Annotated in this window: 16 protein-coding genes; 12 read left to right on the top strand and 4 right to left on the bottom strand. The window is 61.7% G+C overall.

The annotated features are described in order from the left end of the window. Nucleotides 1-57: 57 nt before the first annotated feature. Entirely contained in the window at nt 58-1,485 is a 1,428-nt protein-coding gene (gene sbcB, locus TU75_RS24600) for an exodeoxyribonuclease I (protein ID WP_060550425.1), read from the bottom strand. Nucleotides 1,486-1,652: 167 nt separating this feature from the next. On the opposite strand from sbcB, the gene TU75_RS24595 reads away from it, so the two are divergent. Genes TU75_RS24595 through TU75_RS24570 form a run of 6 tightly spaced genes read left to right on the top strand, consistent with a single transcriptional unit; the run spans nt 1,653 to nt 8,326 of the window. Next, complete coding sequence (locus TU75_RS24595) at nt 1,653-2,345, top strand: RDD family protein (protein ID WP_003237638.1); 693 nt, start codon at nt 1,653-1,655, stop codon at nt 2,343-2,345. Beyond that, nucleotides 2,342-3,322, top strand: coding sequence for a stage II sporulation protein M (locus tag TU75_RS24590; RefSeq protein ID WP_015372853.1), 981 nt, complete (start codon nt 2,342-2,344; stop codon nt 3,320-3,322). The genes TU75_RS24595 and TU75_RS24590 overlap by 4 nt, the downstream gene beginning before the upstream one ends. Beyond that, nucleotides 3,309-4,841 (top strand): DUF4129 domain-containing protein, encoded by a 1,533-nt coding sequence (locus tag TU75_RS24585; protein ID WP_060550424.1) that lies wholly within the window; start codon nt 3,309-3,311, stop codon nt 4,839-4,841. The genes TU75_RS24590 and TU75_RS24585 overlap by 14 nt, the downstream gene beginning before the upstream one ends. Continuing rightward, the gene (locus TU75_RS24580) at nt 4,838-5,995 is read left to right on the top strand and encodes a DUF4350 domain-containing protein (protein ID WP_060550423.1); all 1,158 of its coding nucleotides are present in this window, start codon (nt 4,838-4,840) and stop codon (nt 5,993-5,995) included. Before TU75_RS24585 ends, TU75_RS24580 begins: the two co-directional genes overlap by 4 nt. After that, the gene (locus TU75_RS24575) at nt 5,992-6,987 is read left to right on the top strand and encodes an AAA family ATPase (RefSeq protein WP_003237630.1); all 996 of its coding nucleotides are present in this window, start codon (nt 5,992-5,994) and stop codon (nt 6,985-6,987) included. Before TU75_RS24580 ends, TU75_RS24575 begins: the two co-directional genes overlap by 4 nt. Before the next feature lie 7 nt (nt 6,988-6,994). Then, on the top strand, nt 6,995-8,326 hold the full coding sequence (locus TU75_RS24570; RefSeq protein WP_060550422.1) for a DUF58 domain-containing protein: 1,332 nt from the start codon (nt 6,995-6,997) through the stop codon (nt 8,324-8,326). Between the two features lie 60 nt (nt 8,327-8,386). Here TU75_RS24570 and TU75_RS24565 read toward each other — a convergent pair whose 3' ends face one another. Together TU75_RS24565 and TU75_RS24560 are read right to left on the bottom strand one after the other, a co-directional pair. After that, entirely contained in the window at nt 8,387-8,746 is a 360-nt protein-coding gene (locus tag TU75_RS24565; protein WP_060550421.1) for a PilZ domain-containing protein, read from the bottom strand. A 222-nt stretch (nt 8,747-8,968) separates the two neighbouring features. Then, complete coding sequence (locus TU75_RS24560; protein WP_003237623.1) at nt 8,969-9,343, bottom strand: tol-pal system YbgF family protein; 375 nt, start codon at nt 9,341-9,343, stop codon at nt 8,969-8,971. Nucleotides 9,344-9,517: 174 nt separating this feature from the next. Here TU75_RS24560 and pyk point away from each other — a divergent pair, with 174 nt between their 5' ends. Next, a complete protein-coding gene (gene pyk / locus TU75_RS24555) occupies nt 9,518-10,969 on the top strand; it encodes a pyruvate kinase (RefSeq protein WP_003237621.1) in 1,452 nt (483 codons plus the stop codon). Nucleotides 10,970-11,091: 122 nt separating this feature from the next. Here the strand turns inward: pyk and TU75_RS24550 are convergent, their stop codons facing one another. Further along, nucleotides 11,092-12,024: an iron-sulfur-binding ferredoxin reductase gene (locus tag TU75_RS24550; RefSeq protein WP_015372858.1), complete on the bottom strand. Its 933-nt coding sequence runs from the start codon at nt 12,022-12,024 to the stop codon at nt 11,092-11,094. 296 nt (nt 12,025-12,320) lie between these two features. Between TU75_RS24550 and TU75_RS24545 the strand changes: the two genes are divergently transcribed. The 5 genes from TU75_RS24545 to TU75_RS24525 all read left to right on the top strand — a co-directional run bounded on the left by TU75_RS24545 (nt 12,321) and on the right by TU75_RS24525 (nt 19,425). After that, nucleotides 12,321-13,844: a fumarate hydratase gene (locus TU75_RS24545; protein WP_003237617.1), complete on the top strand. Its 1,524-nt coding sequence runs from the start codon at nt 12,321-12,323 to the stop codon at nt 13,842-13,844. A gap of 196 nt (nt 13,845-14,040) precedes the next feature. Continuing rightward, nucleotides 14,041-15,807 (top strand): sensor histidine kinase, encoded by a 1,767-nt coding sequence (locus tag TU75_RS24540; protein ID WP_060550420.1) that lies wholly within the window; start codon nt 14,041-14,043, stop codon nt 15,805-15,807. Further along, entirely contained in the window at nt 15,801-17,126 is a 1,326-nt protein-coding gene (locus tag TU75_RS24535; protein WP_060550419.1) for a sigma-54-dependent transcriptional regulator, read from the top strand. Before TU75_RS24540 ends, TU75_RS24535 begins: the two co-directional genes overlap by 7 nt. Before the next feature lie 193 nt (nt 17,127-17,319). Next, complete coding sequence (locus tag TU75_RS24530; RefSeq protein ID WP_060550418.1) at nt 17,320-18,639, top strand: MFS transporter; 1,320 nt, start codon at nt 17,320-17,322, stop codon at nt 18,637-18,639. A gap of 153 nt (nt 18,640-18,792) precedes the next feature. Further along, nucleotides 18,793-19,425: a flavin reductase family protein gene (locus TU75_RS24525; RefSeq protein ID WP_003237609.1), complete on the top strand. Its 633-nt coding sequence runs from the start codon at nt 18,793-18,795 to the stop codon at nt 19,423-19,425. Nucleotides 19,426-19,445: the final 20 nt, after the last annotated feature.

The raw sequence follows: 19,445 nt of genomic DNA, 5'->3' as shown, positions 1-19,445 counted from the left end.
TGAAACGCCAGCTTGCTGGCGTTTTTTTATTGCCGAAACAATTGCGCAATTATTTTCCTACAGATTCATCCGCAGCGCTAAAGCATCGACATACTCTTGCCATTGATCCAGCACCTCACACTGAATCGATGTAGCACTAATCATCAATTCTCGTCGCGCAAGATTAAATGATTCCAGGGTATTGGGAGCGCCCCATTGTGCGTCCGACAAACGTTGCTGACAGAAAAGTTTCCAGCGTTGTTGCTCCTCGTGACTCAAGGTTTCAGCAAAGTTACGGGCGCGGTAGCGAAATAACAATTCCGGTAAACGGTGATCATCAAAGGGCCACTGTTGACGGGCGAGTTGTGCAGGTTCTGCGGCCCTGACTTGTTCACACAAGCGGCGGTCGCGGTCGCCGATAAAACCAGCGTACAGCTGCTGCTCGGGATCTTCATTTGCGGCAAAATCGTCCTCGGCATAAATAGCCATCAACTTGTCACGCCATACATCCTGTGCGTCAGTTAGCCGCAGCGCGCGTGCTTGATAACTGTCCATATCCAACTGCAACCGCTCACAGTCCTGGGCACGCAGCACACTCAAAGGGGCGACCACCGGACAACGGTTGATATGCACCAACTTGAGCGGCACAGGCAGTTCGCCCTCGGCCAGTTCGTCGCGGCGCGTATAGAGACGCTGACGTAAAGTTTCAGCGTCCAGCGCGAGCAGCCCCTGTGGATCGAGCCCCAGGTCGCACACGATCAAGGCATTGCGGTTGCGCGGGTGCCAGGCCAGCGGCAGCACCACACCCAGATAGTGACGCTCGGCGGAAAAGCGCCCGGAGATATGTACCATCGGCTGCAGCAGGCGTACCTGGTCCATGACGCGTTGCTTGCTGCGCAGTTGAAAGAGCCAGTCGAACAGCTTGGGCTGTTTCTTACGGACCAGGCGAGCCAGTGCAATCGTGGCGCGTACGTCTGACAACGCATCGTGCGCCTGGCCATGATCAATCCCGTTGGCCTGCGTCAGGCGATCAAGCTTGAGGGTAACGCGCCCGTCCTGTTCGGGCCAGGTGATCCCTTCGGGGCGCAACGCGTAGGCCGTGCGGACCACATCGATCAAGTCCCAGCGGCTGTTGCCGCCCTGCCATTCCCGCGCATAAGGGTCGAAAAAATTGCGGTAAAGGCTGTACCGCGTCATTTCATCATCAAACCGCAAGGTGTTGTAACCGGCGCCACAGGTGCCGGGGGCTGCCAGCTGCGCGTGCACACGGGTCATGAAGTCGGCCTCGGCCAGGCCCTTTTGCGCCAGTATCGCAGGCGTGATGCCTGTAATGGCACAGGCTGCCGGATGAGGCAGGATATCGTCGCTTGGCAGGCAAAACAGGTTGACCGGCGCGTCTATCTCGTTGAGGTCGTGATCGGTACGAATACCGGCGACCTGAAGAGGGCGATCGCTGCGAGGATTGATGCCGGTGGTTTCATAGTCGTACCAGAAAATCGAGGTCACGGGCCATTCCTGAGCTGAAGATTGCTAAAGTCTAGGCGCTGCAAGGCGTCCACAGCCAGCGCAAAATCGGCTGTACAAACATCCAGCAAAATCTTGGATGGTTGCTTCCGCCGCCGACGCTGCTAGCATCCGTGTCTTCCAGCCGCTCCGCACTGCCAGGGATCGCGATGCAATCAGCCCCATTGGACACCCGCTACCAGATCGAGACCCCGGAAGGCATCGACCTGCCCCTGCGTCCCGCCGGCCTGCTGCCACGGGCACTGGCCTTTGCCTTCGACCTGGGCGTACGCGGGCTGGCCATGGGTATCCTGCTGGTGCCCTTGGCGCTGTTGGGCAATATCGGCATCGGCCTGGGTTCGCTGCTGCTGTTTCTGGTCAGTTGGTGGTACATGGTGCTGTTCGAAGTGCTTAACCAGGGCTGCTCACCCGGCAAGCAAGTCATGGGCTTGCGCGTGGTGCAGGATGACGGCACGCCCATCGGATGGTCCGCTTCGCTTATCCGCAACCTGCTGCGCTTTGTCGACATGCTGCCTTTCGGCTACTTTTTTGGCGCCGTCAGTTGCCTGCAACATCCCCATTTCAAACGACTCGGCGATCTCGCCGCCGGTACGCTGGTGATTTATCGCCAACAGCCGGCGGCCCGCCCCAAAATACCCCAAGCCGCGCCTTTGGGCCTGCCCTTCACTCTGGAGCTCAACGAACAACGGGCCATCCTTGGATTCGCCGAGCGCCAGGGTGAACTGTCAGCAGAGCGAGTGCACGAACTGGCGTCCATCCTCGCAATGCCCCTGCAGGTGCCAGCGGCGCGCGCCGCAGAGCAACTCAATGGCGTTGCGCGTGGCTTATTGGGGCCGACATGAAGCAGAGCCTGTTCGAAAGCCGTCACCAACCGCAGTGGCAAGCCTTTGCCGAACAACTGAAGCAGTTGGAGCAAGGCAAGCGCAAGGCTGGCGATATGGCCGACTTTCCCCATCAGTACCGGCGCCTTTGCCAGCACCTGGCCCTGGCCCAGGAGCGCGGCTACAGCAGTTACCTGGTCGACCCGCTGCAACAACTGGCATTGCGCGGCCACCAACAACTGTACCGGCATCGCAGCCGTTTGACCGCGAACATACTGAGCTTCGTATTGGCCGATTTTCCCCGACTGGTACGCGAGCAGTGGCGCTTCGTATTGATCGCCGGGCTGCTGTTCTTCGGCAGCCTGGTGGTGGTTGCGCTGCTGGTGTACCTGTTTCCCGAGTTGGTCTACAGCATTGTCAGCCCGCAGCAGGTCGCCGAGATGCAAGGCATGTATGACCCTGAGGCCAGTCGCCTGGGACGCCTTGCCGACCGCGCCGCCAGTGAAGACTGGATGATGTTCGGTTACTACGTGATGCATAACATCGGGATTGCCTTTCAGACGTTTGCCGCCGGCTTGCTGTTCGGGCTGGGCAGCGTGTTTTTCCTGATCTACAACGGCTTGATCATCGGCGCCATCTCCGGACACCTCACTGAAATCGGCTACGGCCAGACCTTCTGGTCGTTCGTTATCGGCCATGGCGCTTTCGAACTCACTGCCATCGCCCTCGCCGGCGCGGCCGGTCTGCAACTGGGCTGGGCACTGATCGCGCCCGGGCGCCTCACACGCGCCGAATCGCTGCGGCTGGCGGCGCGCAAAAGCATGCAGATGCTCTGCGGCGTCATGCTGTTGCTGCTGATTGCGGCGTTTATCGAAGCGTACTGGTCGTCCTCCACCACCACGGCCGCCTGGATCAAGTACCTGGTGGGCGCCGTGCTGTGGCTGCTGGTGGCCGCTTACCTGACATTGACCGGACGGACCCGCCATGCGCCTGAGTGACGCAAGCGTCGTGATTCGCCCGCGCACGCCCTGGGAAGCCATGGACCTTGGCGTACTCATGGCCCGTGAGCACCGTTTGCTGCTGATGGCCAGCTGGGCGATTGTAAGCTTGCCGCTATTCATTTTACTCAGTGCCGTGTTTTGGAAATATCCGTCCACCGCTGTGCTTGTTTTCTGGTGGCTGAAACCGGCGTTCGACCGCTTGCCGCTGTACATCCTGTCCAAATCTTTGTTTGGCGAGACTCCCAGCGTCAAGCAGGCCGTACGCCAGTGGCCGCGTCTGCTCAAAGGCCAGTTGTTGAGCAGCTTGATCTGGCGACGGCTCAGCCTGAGTCGCAGCTTTGTGATGCCCGTCAGCCAGCTCGAAGGACTCGATGGCGACGCGCGTCAGAAACGCCTGGGTGTGCTGCTGCAGCGCAACGGTGGAGCCGCACGCTGGCTCACCCTGCTTGGGATGTGCCTTGAAATAACGCTGTGGTTCGGCGCCATGGCGTTGTTTTACCTGCTCATCCCCCAGCAGATCGAGCTGGACTGGGACTGGCAACGCCTGGCACAGGCGAGCGGTTCGCAAGCGCTGTGGCTGGAGCACATGAGCAACGCGTTCTATGCATTGATCCTGGTGTTCTGGGAACCGATCTACGTCGCCTGCGGTTTCAGCCTGTACCTCAACCGCCGGACCGTACTCGAGGCCTGGGACCTGGAGCTGGTGTTCCGCCGCCTTCGAGACCGCTTGGGCAGCGTCGCGCCGCTGTTGCTGCTGGTTGCAGGTCTGATGCTGGCGCCCTTCTTCAGCCAGTCGTCCATGGCGGCTGACGCCAGCCCGTCCAAACCGGTCAGCACCCAGGCCGCCAGCCAATCGATCAAGACCTTGCTGGAAAAGCCACCTTTCAAGAATCCAGAGACTGTCACGCGCTATCGTTTCGGCGAAGAAAAAACTGCGGTAAAAAACCAGGCGCGTGGCGATGGCAAACTTCCCGCCTGGCTTGAGGCACTGCTGGACAACTTCAACAGCAGCAGCTTCAAACATCTGGCTCGGGGCCTCGAAGTCCTGTTGTGGAGTTTGCTGGCGGGCGGCGTGGCGCTGCTGGTCTGGCGTTATCGCGACTGGCTGCGCACCTTTGTCAGCCGGCGCGGGCCGCTCAATCTCGACACCGACTTGCCTGTGCCCACGCAATTGTTCGGCCTCGCGGTAGGCGCCGAGACCCTGCCCGACGATATCGCCAGCGCCGCCGCGCAACTGTGGCCCACTCAACCACGTGAGGCCCTCGGACTGCTCTACCGTGGCCTGCTCAGCCGATTGCTGCACGACTTCAACCTGCCGCTGACAAACGCCGATACCGAGGGCCAGGTGCTGGAGCGCATTGAACACTTGCAACAACCAGACCTGCTTTCCTTCAGCAACGACCTGACTCGCCATTGGCAAAACCTTGCCTACGGTCACCGGCTGCCTCCCGCGTTTGCACAACAACAGCTGTGCCGCGATTGGCGCAGCTTGTTCAACGCAGGTGCTACCCAATGAACCGGCCATTGCTGTGGGTGGGATTGCTACTGGCAGGTCTGCTTGGGGCCGGCGGGTTGTTTCTGTGGAGCAAAGCCATTCCGTATGACGAAGTCGTCGACCGCGGCCCCTCGCCGGAGGTGCTGGCCAATCCCTACCTTGCGGCAGAACAGTTCCTGCGCCGGCAAGGCCTTGTGGTTGAGCATGCCAATGGCCTGAATAGGCTCGCCGACCTTCCCGCCGAGGGTAATAGCCTGTTGCTGCTGGGCGAGCGCGGCAACATGACCCCACGTCAGGCAGATCAACTATTGGACTGGGCGAGGTCAGGCGGACACCTGTTGCTGGTCGCCGAAGCGCTCTGGGATGAAGAGACCGATAAAAGCGGCGACTTGCTGCTCGATCGACTGCACCTCCATCAGTTGTTGAGTGACGAGCCCGAGGAACCGGCTCCCGCGCGCAAGCAGAACACGCCAGACCTGACCAAACTCTACGTCGACAATGAAACCGCACCGGCTTATTTCAGTTTCGACACCGACTTCAACTTGACCGACCCCAGGCATCTGGCCCAGTTTTCCGCCAACAGCGCCAGGGCCAGCCACCTGATGCAGCTCAATCTGGGGCAAGGCCGAGTCACGGTAGTCACCGACAGCGACCTTTGGAAAGCCCCCATAATCGGCCAACACGATAACGCCTGGCTGCTGTGGTACCTGAACCAGGACACGACCGTCACGTTGCTGTTCAATAGTGATGTCGACAACCTGCTCAGCCTGCTGATGCGCTACTTCCCTCAGGCCCTGGTAGCGCTTGCCGCGCTGATTGCCCTGGCACTCTGGCAGGCAGGCATGCGCCAGGGACCGGTGCAGGCGCCGACACCCAGAGCGCGTCGGCAATTGCAGGAACACCTGAAGGCCAGTGCGGACTTTCTGCTGCGCCGCAGTGGCCAGCGCACACTGTTGCAGGCCTTGCAGCGCGATATCCTGCGCGCCGCGCGGCGCCGCCACACCGGCTTTGAACACCTCGATAACGCGGCCCAGTGTCAGGTCCTCGAACACCTCACTCGCCAACCTCCTCACGTCATCAGCCAGGCCCTCGAGCCACTTGCGGCAAAACGGCTTTCCAGCGCCGATTTCAGCCGTCAGGTGGCGTGCCTGCAAACCCTCAGGAATGCCCTATGAGTGAATTTCCCAGCGCCACGCCCCTGACCAGCGCCACCTTGCTACAGGCCAGCGACTTGGCCAACGCTTTGCGCGTTGAACTGCGCAAGGCGGTGATTGGCCAGGACGTGGTGATTGATGACGTACTGACGGCATTGATTGCCGGCGGCCACGTATTGCTTGAGGGCGTGCCGGGGTTGGGCAAGACGTTGCTCGTTCGCGCATTGGCCCGCTGCTTCGACGGTGATTTCGCACGTATCCAGTTCACCCCCGACCTGATGCCCAGCGATGTTACCGGTCACGCCGTCTACGACCTGCACACCGAACAATTCAAGCTGCGCAAGGGTCCGCTGTTCACTCACCTGCTGCTGGCCGACGAAATCAACCGCGCGCCCGCCAAAACCCAGGCGGCGCTGCTCGAGGCCATGCAGGAACGCCAAGTGACTCTGGAGGGCGAAGCGCTGCCCATCGGCCAGCCATTCATGGTGCTGGCCACTCAGAACCCCATTGAGCAGGAAGGTACTTATCCGTTGCCGGAAGCCGAACTGGACCGCTTCATGCTGAAGATTCGCATGGACTACCCGGATGCTCGGCAGGAACTGGACATGGTGCGCGAAGTCACGCGCTCCTCGCGTGCCGACATGCTGGATATACAACCGCTGCGTACCGTGCTGCAAGCTGCGGATGTGCTGCACCTGCAGCAGGTCGCTACTGAAATGCCGCTGGATGAGCAGGTGCTCGACTATGCCGTGCGCCTGGCTCGCGCCACCCGCAGTTGGCCCGGGCTGACCATCGGTGCGGGCCCGCGGGCCTCCATTGCCCTGGTCAGCGGCGCCCGCGCACGCGCCCTGTTGCGCGGCGGCGAGTTTGTCACCCCGGACGATATCAAGAGCTGCGCCATGGCAGTGCTTCGTCACCGGGTACGAATCGCTCCCGAACTGGACATCGATGGGCTGGACGTAGACCAGGTGCTCAAGCAACTGCTGGATCAGATTCCAGCACCGAGGCAATGAGCCACCTATGAAGCCAACCCGTCTGCTGCTGATCTGGCTCGGTGTCCTGCTGGGTTTGAGCACCCTGCTGGGTATCGCCGCTGCGTTGCAGTTCAAGATGCCCGACACCCTGCACCAGGTGGCGTGGGGCCTGTTGCTGGCGCTGTTGCTGCTGGCCCTGCTGGACGCCGCTCGCCTGCGTCGCCGCCCGGGCATCAGCGTGCAACGGCAGATGCCTGGCAGTCTGGCCCTGGGCCGCTGGGGCGAAGTGCGCCTGACCCTGCATCACGATTATCTGCAGCCGCTGACCGTGCAGGTATTCGATCACGTACCCGATGGGCTGAACGTGGAGAACATGCCTCAACTGGTTGAACTGCGCCCCGGCGCGCGCAGCGAGTTGGGCTATCGCGTGCGTCCGCTGCGGCGCGGGCATTTCAGTTTCACTCGGTGCGAGATTCACCTGCCCAGTCCGCTGGGGTTGTGGTCGGCTCGGCGCTTTGTGGACGTGGCCGATGCCACTCGCGTCTACCCGGACTTCGCGCGTCTGTATGGCGCACAGTTGCTCGGGGTGGACAGCTGGCTGAGCCAACTGGGCGTTCGACAGCATCCGCGACGCGGCTCAGGGCTGGAGTTTCATCAGTTGCGCGAGTTTCGCGAAGGCGACAGCCTGCGGCAGATTGACTGGAAGGCCACCGCACGCCAACGCACGCCCATCGCCCGGGAGTATCAGGACGAGCGCGACCAGCAAATCGTGTTCATGCTCGATTGCGGTCGGCGCATGCGCAGCCAGGATGCCGAGCTCTCCCATTTCGACCACGCGCTCAATGCCTGCCTGCTGCTCAGCTACGTCGCCCTGCGTCAAGGCGATGCGGTGGGGCTGTGCACCTTTGCCTGTGATCAGCCGCGTTACCTGGCGCCCGTCAAAGGCACCGGCCAGTTGACCCTGTTGCTCAATAGCGTCTACGACCTGGATACCACCCAACGCACCGCCGATTACGAAGCCGCTGCCAGCCAACTGCTGGCCCGACAAAAACGCCGTGCGCTGGTTATAGTGGTGAGTAACCTGCGGGACGAGGACGATGAGGCATTACTGACTGCAGTCAAGCGCATCAGCCGCCAACACCGGGTGCTGGTTGCCAGCCTGCGCGAGGAAGTGCTCGACCAACTGCGCCAGTTTCCCGTGCAAACATTGCCCGAGGCACTGGCCTACAGCGGCGCCGTCGATTACCTCACCCGGCGCGACGAATTGCATGATCGTCTGAGCGCCCACGGTTTGACCGTACTGGATACCCTGCCCTCAGCGCTGGGGCCGGCATTGGTGACGCGTTACATGGGCTGGAAAAAAGCTGGGGTGCTGTGAAAAATGCGCACGACCACGGCGAAAGCAAACACACCTGGCCGGGTCGACAACGCGCGGTGTCTAGGCCGAAGCCTGCATGGGATCAAAACTGAAGTAACGCAATAATGCGCTGATCAGTTGGCTGTAATCCGCAGGTGCCACAACCACACTGAAACCTGAGTCGTAGTGCTGCGGGTTGACGTCCTCACGACTCCACAAACACTCAGCTGTGAGGTCAATTGTCTGAACGTCCCCATTCGCCATGGGGGCCTTCACGCACAGTTCGAACGTCGCGCCGACCATCATCGGCAACTGGCTGATCAACATCAGTCCATCTTCAGACACATTGCCCAGGTAACCAATCGGCTTGTCCGTAAACCGGTTGAACACTTGCAGGAAACGGGACAACTCATGCCGCTCAATACGTCGATCAGTAAACATGATGACTGCCATCCATTGGATATTGCTCTGGCCGAGCCAGTGATTCGGAACGGCGATACAGGCCCGCTCTCCCTGAAATTGGCGCGACGAAAGTGTTGCCCATCATCACTATGAATCTACCAATTCCAAGCATTCCATCCGTTTGAAGATAAACACATCAAACAGACATTCAAATAATAGCTTAAGACACGAAACCGGCCAGTGGCAGTGTGACAAATATCGTCAAAGGGATGCGGGCCGGGGTTTCGCGACGCTGGCGCCGGGGTAATGACCCAACTGCTGCAGCGTGTCGAGTCGGGCGCGCGCGCGGTACGCGTATTCGCTGGACGGATACTGGCTGATGATGAACTGATAGGTTTGCACCGCATCCACGAACAGCTTCTGGCGCTCCAGGCACTGCCCGCGCAACATCGAAACCTCCGGCTGCACGTAGCGCCGGGTACGACTTTCACGGTCGACCTGGGACAATTCCAGGGTCACGCGCTCGCAGTCACCCACCTTGTACGCACGGTAGGCGTTGTTCAAATGATGGTCCATGGACCAGCGGGTGCAGCCGACTACACTGACGGCCAGGGCAGCAACGAGCAAAATTCGCATGGGGGTTCTCCTGTCTTGTGCAGTGTATCGACCCCTCGTCGAAAATCTTCAAGGATGTTGTCTATTCAATTGACGCTGAAACGGGCCAATCGTCGATAAGTAGTGCAAACGAACAATGACTACAACCAAAGAGCATAGTAGCCTTCCCCAGCGCTTGAACTCAGGAGTCCGTGCATGTCCGTCCGTCGCACCAAAATCGTCGCCACCCTTGGCCCGGCCAGTAACTCGCCGGAAGTCCTCGAACAGCTGATTCTGGCTGGTTTGGACGTTGCCCGTCTGAACTTCTCCCACGGCACCCCGGACGAGCACAAGGCTCGCGCCAAGCTGGTGCGTGACCTGGCCGCCAAGCACGGCCGCTTCGTCGCTTTGCTGGGTGACCTGCAAGGCCCGAAAATTCGTATCGCCAAATTCGCCAACAAGCGCATCGAGCTGAAGATCGGTGACCCGTTCACCTTCTCCACCAGCCATCCGCTCACCGAAGGCAACCAGCAGGTCGTGGGTATCGACTACCCGGATCTGGTCAAGGACTGTGGCGTCGGCGACGAACTGCTGCTCGACGATGGCCGCGTGGTCATGCGTGTCGACACCGCCACCCCGACTGAACTGCATTGCACCGTGATCATCGGTGGCCCGTTGTCGGACCACAAAGGCATCAACCGTCGCGGCGGTGGCCTGACCGCCCCGGCCCTGACTGAAAAAGACAAGGCCGACATCAAGCTCGCCGCCGAAATGGAAGTGGACTACCTCGCGGTGTCCTTCCCGCGCGACGCCGCCGACATGGAATACGCCCGTAAACTGCGCGACGAAGCCGGCGGTACCGCCTGGCTGGTGGCGAAGATCGAACGCGCTGAAGCCGTGGCCGATGACGAAACCCTCGACGGCCTGATCAAGGCGTCCGACGCCGTGATGGTTGCCCGTGGCGACCTGGGCGTGGAAATCGGCGACGCCGAGCTGATCGGCATCCAGAAGAAGATCATCCTGCACGCTCGCCGCCACAACAAAGCGGTCATCGTGGCGACCCAGATGATGGAGTCGATGATCCAGAACCCGATGCCGACCCGTGCCGAAGTCTCCGACGTGGCCAACGCCGTGCTCGACTACACCGACGCCGTGATGCTCTCGGCCGAAAGTGCCGCCGGCCCGTACCCGCTGGAAGCCGTGCAGGCGATGGCGCGTATCTGCGTCGGCGCCGAAAAGCACCCGACCAGCAAGACCTCCAGCCACCGTATTGGCAAGGTCTTCGAAAGCTGCGACCAGAGCATTGCCCTGGCGGCCATGTACACCGCCAACCACTTCCCAGGCGTTAAAGCGATCATCGCCTTGACCGAGAGTGGCTACACGCCGTTGATCATGTCGCGCATCCGTTCCTCGGTGCCGATCTACGCGTTCACCCCGCACCGCGAAGCCCAGGCCCGCGCGGCGATGTTCCGTGGCGTCTATACCGTGCCGTTCGACCCCGCTTCGTTGCCGCCTAATGAAGTCAGCCAGGCCGCCATCGACGAGTTGGTCAAGCGCGGCGTTGTGGAGAAAGGCGACTGGGTCATCCTGACCAAGGGCGACAGCTACCACACCACCGGCGGTACCAATGGCATGAAGATTCTGCACGTGGGCGACCCGCAGTTCTGAGTGACACGCTGAAAAACAAAAGCCCCGCCATGTGAATGGCGGGGCTTTTTGCATTTCAAGTGAGCGGATGTGCCGAGTTTGAGGGCCTCTCCGCGGGCAAGTCCGCTCTCACGATGGATCGCTTAACCCCGGGGCACGAACACATCGGCCAGCAGTTGATTACGCGGCAGGCCTGCCAGGAACAAGCGCTTGGAAAACGCCTCGACGCTGCCGGGGTGCCCGCAGAGTAAAGCCAGGGTTTGCCGGGAAACCACCCGCAGTTGCGCCAACGCCGCGTCCAGCCCTGCTGCCGTCCACAACTCCACCGTCAGATTGGGATGGCTGGCGGCCAGTGCCGCCAGCGGTTCGGCAAGGTAATGGCCGCTGGCATCGTGAGCCAAGTGAATCACGCGGATGGCGCCCTGATGATCGTGGCGCAAGGCTTCGCGCAATACGCCCCACAGCGGGCCCAGCCCCGTGCCGGAGGCCAGCAGCCACAGGGGTCGCGCCTGCCAGTCCGAATCGTAGTGCAGCGCCCCGCCGCGCAGTTCGCCCAGGCGCAGAGGGTCACCCACCGCCAGACGACGCGCCGCATCGCTGAATTGGCCAGGCTGACGGCAATCGAGATGAAACTCCAGAAAGGCGTCTTCCTGCGGCAAGCTCGCCAGCGAATACGGGCGCGCCACCTGCCCCGCCCACAGCACAAGGTGCTGCCCGGCGCGGTAACGCAAACCACGCTCCGGCTGCAGGCGCAGGCGCAGCACGGAGGCATTCAACCAATCGGCCGCCGTCACCTGTGCCGATAAGCCGTCACGCAAGGGATCGAAGGCTTCAACCTGCACATCACCGATCACCTGGCACTGGCAGGCCAGGCGCCAGCCGTCCTGGCGTTGTGCCGGGCTCAGGGCGTCGGGCTGTTTGTCTTCAACGTCGCCGCGACACCTCACGAGACAGGCATGACAACTGCCCGCCCGGCAACTGTAAGGCACGGCCACCCCCGCCTGATTCAAGGCATCCAGCAGGTTGCTGCCGGCAGGGACCGACCAGTGGCGCTCGCCAACATGCAGTTCAGGCATATAACTCTCACCTGTAGAAGCGAGCTTGCTCGCGAAGATCGCTAACGATAACGCGGGGGGCCTGGCGAAACCCATCAAATTCAAGTTTTTCGCGAGCAAGCTCGCTCCTGCAACCCAATCGAGCCAGGCATTCATGAACATAGCCGGATGTATCGCCCACCGCACCGCGTTATACTGCCGCGCCTTTTTAGCGTCGCGCCTGCACCAATGGCGTGCCTTGGAAAGGTGGCCTCAGCCGACCGACGCAACACTGAAGCCACCTTTATTGAATGTTCCCTTATAGAGGAGCGCGACTCATGACCGTGATCAAGCAAGACGACCTGATTCAGAGCGTTGCCGACGCCCTGCAATTCATCTCCTACTACCACCCCGTGGATTTCATCCAGGCGATGCACGAAGCCTACCTGCGCGAAGAATCGCCAGCGGCCCGTGACTCCATGGCGCAGATCCTGATCAACTCGCGCATGTGCGCCACCGGCCATCGCCCGATCTGCCAGGACACCGGTATCGTCACCGTGTTCGTGCGCGTGGGCATGGATGTGCGTTGGGATGGCGCCACCATGGGTCTGGACGACATGATCAACGAAGGCGTGCGTCGCGCCTACAACCTGCCGGAAAACGTCCTGCGCGCCTCCATCCTCGCCGACCCGGCCGGTGCGCGCAAGAACACCAAGGACAACACCCCCGCCGTGATCCACTACTCCATCGTCCCGGGTAACACCGTGGAAGTGGACGTGGCCGCCAAGGGTGGTGGTTCAGAAAACAAATCGAAAATGGCCATGCTCAACCCGTCCGACTCGATCGTCGACTGGGTGCTCAAGACCGTTCCGACCATGGGCGCCGGCTGGTGCCCGCCGGGCATGCTCGGCATCGGCATCGGCGGCACCGCCGAGAAAGCCGCGGTAATGGCCAAGGAAGTGTTGATGGAATCCATCGACATTCACGAGCTGAAAAAGCGCGGCCCTTCCAACCGCATCGAAGAGATGCGCCTGGAGCTGTTCGAGAAGGTTAACCAACTGGGCATCGGCGCCCAGGGCCTCGGTGGCCTGACCACTGTGCTCGACGTGAAGATCATGGACTATCCGACCCACGCAGCCTCGCTGCCGGTGTGCATGATCCCCAACTGCGCCGCCACCCGTCACGCCCACTTCGTGCTGGACGGTTCCGGCCCGGCGTCGCTGGAAGCACCACCGCTGGACGCCTACCCGGAAATCGTCTGGGAAGCCGGCCCGTCGGCCCGTCGTGTCAACCTCGACACCCTCACCGCCGAAGACGTGCAAAGCTGGAAGCCGGGCGAAACCGTATTGCTCAACGGCAAGATGCTCACCGGTCGCGACGCGGCGCACAAGCGCATGGTCGAGATGCTCAACAAGGGTGAAACCCTGCCGGTGGACCTCAAGGGTCGCTTCATCTACTACGTGGGCCCGGTTGATCCGGTGCGCGAAGAAGTGGTTGGCCCGGCCGGCCCGACCACCGCGACGCGGATGGACAAGTTCACCCGTCAGATCCTTGAGCAAACCGGTTTGCTGGGCATGATTGGCAAATCCGAACGCGGCCCGACTGCGATCGACGCTATCAAGGACCACAAGGCCGTGTACCTCATGGCCGTGGGCGGCGCCGCTTACCTGGTGGCGCAAGCCATCAAGAAGTCGCGTGTAGTGGCCTTCGCCGAACTGGGCATGGAAGCGATCTACGAGTTCGACGTCAAAGACATGCCGGTCACCGTCGCGGTGGACAGCAACGGCGAATCCGTCCATATCACCGGTCCTGCCATCTGGCAGAAAAAGATCAGTGAAAGCCTGGCGGTGGAAGTGCAGTAAGCACACTCCCGCAAGGAGAAAGGCGACTGCGGCCCAAGGCCCAGTCGCCTTTTTTACTGTGAATACCGTCAAATGTGGGAGCGGGCTTAACTGAACGACATTGGGGTAAGCCCCCTCCCACACAAGCCCATTCGCCACAGACTCAAGCAGCGCATGCTATGGTGCGCTCCTCCCAACTGTGCCTGCTCATCACCGTATGATCGTGATCCCCCGCCCCCTGCGCCTCACCTTCTACTCCCTGCTGATCATCGCCGGTGCGCTATTGGCCGCCGCCCTGGCAACGCGTCATGCCGAGCGCCAGGCGTTGGTGGACGATGCGACTCGCGCCAATCAGCAGCTCGCGTTGTACGCCAACTCGCTGCACACCCTGATCGAGCGTTACCGCGCCCTGCCTGCCGTGCTGGCGCTGGACTCGGAAATGATCCGCGCCCTCAAAGACCCTCTGGATGCCGCGACCCAGGATGTGCTTAACCGCAAGCTGGAGCGCATCAATGCTGCCGCGCAGTCCTCCACCCTGGAACTGATGGACCGCAACGGCCTGGCCGTGGCGGCCAGTAACTGGAACCTGCCGAGTAGCTACGTGGGCCACAACTACGCATTTCGTCCCTATTTCAGCCAGACCCTGAGCCAGGGCACCGGGCGTTTTTATGCGGTAGGGGTGACCACCGGCATACCGGGTTACTTTCTCTCCAGTGCGGTGCTCGACGAACACGGGCAGTTCCTCGGCGCCATGGTGGTGAAGCTGGAATTCCCCGAGCTTGAACGCGAATGGGCCCAAGGCAACGACCTGCTGCTGGTCAGCGACGCGCGCGGGATTGTGTTTATCGCCAACCAGCCGGGCTGGCGCTATCGCAACCTTCGGCCCTTGTCAGGCAGCGACCTGGCCGAACTCAAAGCCACGCGCCAGTACGACAAGAAAAATCTGCAAACGCTGGAAACCAGCACCCTGCAACGCTTCGGCGAAAACAGTCATCTGATGCGCGTCAACGGCCCGGATGGCAATGCCAATTACATCTGGGAGTCCCTGCCCCTCAAAGCCGAGGGCTGGACCCTGCACCTGCTGCGCAAACCGCAATTCGCCTTTGAAGACCAACGCAACGCGGGTCTGGCCGCCGCCGGTTCCTGGCTGGCGCTGGTATTTCTGGTGCTGTTCCTCAGCCAGCGCTGGCGCCTGGCCCGTCTGCGCCAGCGCAGCCGCGAAGAGCTTGAACAACTGGTCGAGGAACGCACCCAGGCGCTGCGCACGGCGCAGGACGGCCTGGTGCAGTCGGCCAAGCTGGCGGCATTGGGGCAGATGTCGGCCGCCCTAGCCCATGAAATCAACCAGCCACTGACCGCCCAGCGCATGCAACTGGCAACGCTGCGCCTGCTGCTGGACCACGGCCGCGTGGATGACGCCTACCAGGCCCTCACGCCGCTGGACGATATGCTCACGCGCATGGCCGCTCTCACCGGCCACCTCAAGACGTTCGCCCGCAAGAGCCCCAGCGGCCTGCGCGAACGGCTTGATCTGGCCACGGTGGTCGACCAGTCCCTGCACTTGCTCGACGCACGCCTGCGTGATGAAGCCATCGGCGTGATGCTGGACCTGACCCGCCCAGCCTGGGTGCGCGGCGACGCGATCCGCCTGGAACAGGTGCTGATCAACCTGCTGCGCAACGCCCTCGACGCCATGGCCGACACGCCGCGCAAGCGCCTGGAGATCCGCCTGCACGCCGATGAACAATGCTGGCAACTGACTGTTGCCGACAGCGGCGGCGGGATTGCCGACGAACACTTGGCCTGTGTGTTCGACCCGTTCTTCACCACCAAGCCGGTGGGCGACGGGCTCGGCTTGGGACTGGCGGTGTCCTACGCTATCGTGCACGAACTGGGCGGGCGCCTGAGCGCCGCCAACCGTGGCGATGGCGCCGTATTCACCCTCACCCTGCCTGTCGCGCTGGAGACACCGGACCTATGTTGAACGCGGTAATTGTGGTCGATGACGAAGCCAGCATTCGCACGGCCGTCGAGCAATGGTTGCGCCTGTCCGGATTTGAAGTGCAGTTGTTCAGCCGTGCCGAGGAATGCCTGGCGCAACTGCCCAGGGATTTCCCCGGCGTCATTCTGAGCGACGTGCGGATGCCGGGCTTGAGCGGCCTGCAGCTGCTGGCCGAAGTGCAACGCCGCGATGTCGACTTGCCGGTGATCCTGCTCACGGGCCATGGCGATGTGCCGATGGCGGTCGAAGCCATGCGCGACGGCGCCTACGATTTTCTGGAGAAACCCTTCAGCCCGCAGGACCTGCTCAACGGTCTGCGCCGTGCGTTGGACAAACGCGGGCTGGTGCTGGAGAACCGGCGCCTGCATCAGCAGGCCGATCATCGCGCGCGGCTGGAAACCAGCCTGCTGGGCGTGTCCAAGGGCCTGCAAACGTTACGGCGCCAGGTCATGGACCTGGCGAGCCTGCCGGTCAATGTGCTGATTCGCGGCGAGACCGGCAGCGGCAAGGAGCTGGTCGCGCGCTGCCTGCATGATTTCGGGCCGCGGGCGAAAAAGCCGTTCGTGGCCCTCAATTGCGCGGCGATCCCCGAGCAGTTATTTGAAGCCGAACTGTTCGGCCACGAAAGTGGCGCGTTCACCGGCGCCCAGGGCAAGCGCATCGGCAAGCTCGAATATGCCCATGGCGGCACGCTGTTTCTGGATGAAATCGAAAGCATGCCCCTGGCTCAGCAGGTGAAGCTGCTGCGCGTTTTACAGGAGCAGAAACTGGAGCGACTGGGCTCCAACCAGAGCATCCAGGTGGACCTGCGCATCATTGCCGCCACCAAGCCGGACCTGCTTGAAGAGGCCCGCGCGGGGCGGTTTCGTGAAGACCTGGCGTATCGATTGAACGTCGCTCAACTGCGCCTGCCGCCGCTGCGCGAACGCCGCGAAGATATCCCGCTGCTGTACGAGCATTTTGCACAAAGCGCCGCCGAACGCCTGGGCCGCAACATCGAACCGTTGAGCGGGCCACAGTTGGGTCGCCTGCTCAGCCACGACTGGCCGGGCAATGTGCGGGAATTGGCCAACGTCGCCGAGCGCCAGGTGCTGGGGCTGGGCGAACCGGAACCGGAGGGGATGGATGCCGGCCAATCGCTGGCGGCGCAGCAAGAGGCGTTTGAAGCCCATTGCCTGAAAGCTGCGCTGGCCCGGCATAAAGGCGATATCAAGGCGGTGCTGGCGGAACTGCAACTGCCGCGTCGGACCCTGAATGAAAAGATGCAGCGCCATGGGTTGGCGCGGGAGATGTTTCTCTAGCGGCCTGCGATAGCGCCGACAGCCATAAGCGGATTTCCGCTCATCCGCTGCAAACCATCAGCGACTTTCCGCTCAAAAAACTCCCGCCCCCCTTCTGCCCCGGCTCTTTCCCCACCTGGCACACCTCCTGCTACAGCCGAACCACGCTGCGTTCGCGCCGCTCCATAAAAACAACTAGATGAAGGATCCTTCAATGGATAACTCCAACTCCCTGCCTCTGGGCTCGGCGGCTGCGCCGGCAAAAGAACGCACGACGGCAAGCCGTATCAAATCGATCTTCAGCGGATCGGTCGGCAACATGGTCGAGTGGTACGACTGGTACGTCTACGCCGCCTTCTCGCTGTACTTTGCCAAAACCTTCTTCCCCGCCGGCTCTTCCAATGCCCAACTGATGAACACCGCCGCAATCTTTGCCGTGGGCTTTATCATGCGCCCCATCGGCGGCTGGCTGATGGGGCTCTACGCCGATTACAAAGGCCGCAAGGCCGCGCTGATGGCTTCCGTATTGCTGATGTGCTTCGGCTCATTGCTGATCGCCCTGACCCCGGGTTACGACACCATCGGAATCAGCGCACCGATCCTGCTGGTATTCGCGCGTTTGCTGCAGGGCCTCTCGGTAGGCGGTGAGTACGGCACCTCGGCCACTTACCTGAGCGAAATGGCGACCAAGGAACGTCGTGGCTTCTTCTCCAGCTTCCAGTACGTGACCCTGATTTCCGGCCAGCTCATCGCCCTGGCGGTACTGATTGTGCTGCAACAGGTACTGACCACCGAGCAGCTGTATGCCTGGGGCTGGCGCATCCCGTTCGCCATCGGCGCGCTGTGTGCCGTGGTCGCCTTGTTCCTGCGTCGTGGCATGGAAGAAACCGAGTCGTTCACCAAGAAGGAAAAAGCCAAGGGAAGCGCAATGCGCACCTTGATCCGCCATCCCAAGGAAGTCCTCACCGTGGTCGGCCTGACCATGGGCGGCACCCTGGCCTTCTACACCTACACCACCTACATGCAGAAATACCTGGTGAACACGGTGGGCATGAGCATTTCCGACTCCACCACCATTTCGGCGGCGACGCTGTTTTTGTTCATGTGCCTGCAACCCCTGGTGGGCAGCCTGTCGGACAAGGTCGGTCGACGGCCGATTCTGATCGCCTTCGGCATCCTCGGCACCCTGTTCACCGTGCCGATTCTCACCACCCTGCACACCATCCAGTCCTGGTGGGGCGCGTTCTTCCTGATCATGGCAGCGCTGATCATCGTCAGCGGTTACACCTCGATCAACGCGGTGGTCAAAGCAGAGCTGTTTCCGACCGAAATCCGCGCGCTGGGCGTGGGCCTGCCCTATGCACTGACCGTGTCGATCTTCGGCGGCACCGCTGAATACATCGCGCTGTGGTTCAAGAGCATCGGCATGGAGACCGGCTACTACTGGTATGTGACGGCGTGTATCGCGGTGTCGCTGGTGGTTTACGTGACCATGAAGGACACCCGCAAGCACTCGCGCATTACCACCGACTAAAAGAGCCGACTCGCCAAGAAACGGTGGGAGCGGGCTTGCTCGCGAATGCGCAGTGTCAGTCATCCATTCGATAACTGACAGACCGCATTCGCGAGCAAGCCCGCTCCCACATTGGTTATGATGCGTGCCCCAGAACCGAGTACGGAACAGGCCATGTCTGACGATATCCACTTCTACGAACCCGCCAATGGCCACGGCCTGCCCCATGATCCGTTCAACGCGATTGTCGGCCCGCGCCCGATTGGCTGGATTTCGTCCCACGACCGCGAGGGCTGCCTGAATCTGGCGCCCTACAGCTTTTTCAACGCGTTCAACTACATTCCGCCGATCATTGGGTTTTCCAGTGTCGGACGCAAAGACAGCCTGAACAACATCGAACAGACCGGCGAGTTTGTCTGGAACCTGGCAACCCGCCCGCTGGCCGAGCAGATGAACCAGAGTTGTGCGGCCGTCTCGCCGCAGGTGGATGAGTTCCAACTGTCAGGCCTGACGCCGGTGGCCTCGAAAATCGTCGGCGTGCCACGGGTGGGCGAGAGCCCGGTATCGTTCGAGTGCAAGGTGACGCAAATCATCCAGTTGCAGCGCGCTGACAAAGAGTTGGTGCCAAGCTGGCTGGTGCTGGGCGAGGTGGTGGCGGTGCACATTGCCAAGTGGCTGCTCAAGGACGGCATCTACGACACCGCAGCCGCCGAGCCGATCCTGCGTGGCGGCGGCCCGGCGGATTACTTCCAGCTGGGTCCGGAGGCGCTGTTCAAGATGTACCGCCCGGGTGCCACCAAACCCTGATTGCAAGGCAACCGAATGTG

Source organism: Pseudomonas poae (genome assembly GCF_001439785.1).
Lineage (GTDB): Bacteria > Pseudomonadota > Gammaproteobacteria > Pseudomonadales > Pseudomonadaceae > Aquipseudomonas > Aquipseudomonas poae.
The sequence above is the reverse complement of the archived record's forward strand: the minus strand, read 5'-3'. Positions and strand labels throughout refer to the sequence as shown.

Bases quoted from the DNA above. Each gene is read 5' to 3' on its own strand.
- TU75_RS24525 (WP_003237609.1), top strand. From the start codon at position 18,793: ATGTCTGACGATATCCACTTCTACGAACCCGCCAATGGCCACGGCCTG.
- TU75_RS24570 (WP_060550422.1), top strand. From the start codon at position 6,995: ATGAAGCCAACCCGTCTGCTGCTGATCTGGCTCGGTGTCCTGCTGGGT.
- TU75_RS24560 (WP_003237623.1), bottom strand. From the start codon at position 9,343: ATGCGAATTTTGCTCGTTGCTGCCCTGGCCGTCAGTGTAGTCGGCTGC.
- TU75_RS24535 (WP_060550419.1), top strand. From the start codon at position 15,801: ATGTTGAACGCGGTAATTGTGGTCGATGACGAAGCCAGCATTCGCACG.
- TU75_RS24575 (WP_003237630.1), top strand. From the start codon at position 5,992: ATGAGTGAATTTCCCAGCGCCACGCCCCTGACCAGCGCCACCTTGCTA.
- TU75_RS24590 (WP_015372853.1), top strand. From the start codon at position 2,342: ATGAAGCAGAGCCTGTTCGAAAGCCGTCACCAACCGCAGTGGCAAGCC.
- TU75_RS24540 (WP_060550420.1), top strand. From the start codon at position 14,041: ATGATCGTGATCCCCCGCCCCCTGCGCCTCACCTTCTACTCCCTGCTG.
- TU75_RS24580 (WP_060550423.1), top strand. From the start codon at position 4,838: ATGAACCGGCCATTGCTGTGGGTGGGATTGCTACTGGCAGGTCTGCTT.
- TU75_RS24550 (WP_015372858.1), bottom strand. From the start codon at position 12,024: ATGCCTGAACTGCATGTTGGCGAGCGCCACTGGTCGGTCCCTGCCGGC.
- TU75_RS24585 (WP_060550424.1), top strand. From the start codon at position 3,309: ATGCGCCTGAGTGACGCAAGCGTCGTGATTCGCCCGCGCACGCCCTGG.
- TU75_RS24530 (WP_060550418.1), top strand. From the start codon at position 17,320: ATGGATAACTCCAACTCCCTGCCTCTGGGCTCGGCGGCTGCGCCGGCA.
- pyk (WP_003237621.1), top strand. From the start codon at position 9,518: ATGTCCGTCCGTCGCACCAAAATCGTCGCCACCCTTGGCCCGGCCAGT.
- TU75_RS24565 (WP_060550421.1), bottom strand. From the start codon at position 8,746: ATGTTTACTGATCGACGTATTGAGCGGCATGAGTTGTCCCGTTTCCTG.
- TU75_RS24545 (WP_003237617.1), top strand. From the start codon at position 12,321: ATGACCGTGATCAAGCAAGACGACCTGATTCAGAGCGTTGCCGACGCC.
- TU75_RS24595 (WP_003237638.1), top strand. From the start codon at position 1,653: ATGCAATCAGCCCCATTGGACACCCGCTACCAGATCGAGACCCCGGAA.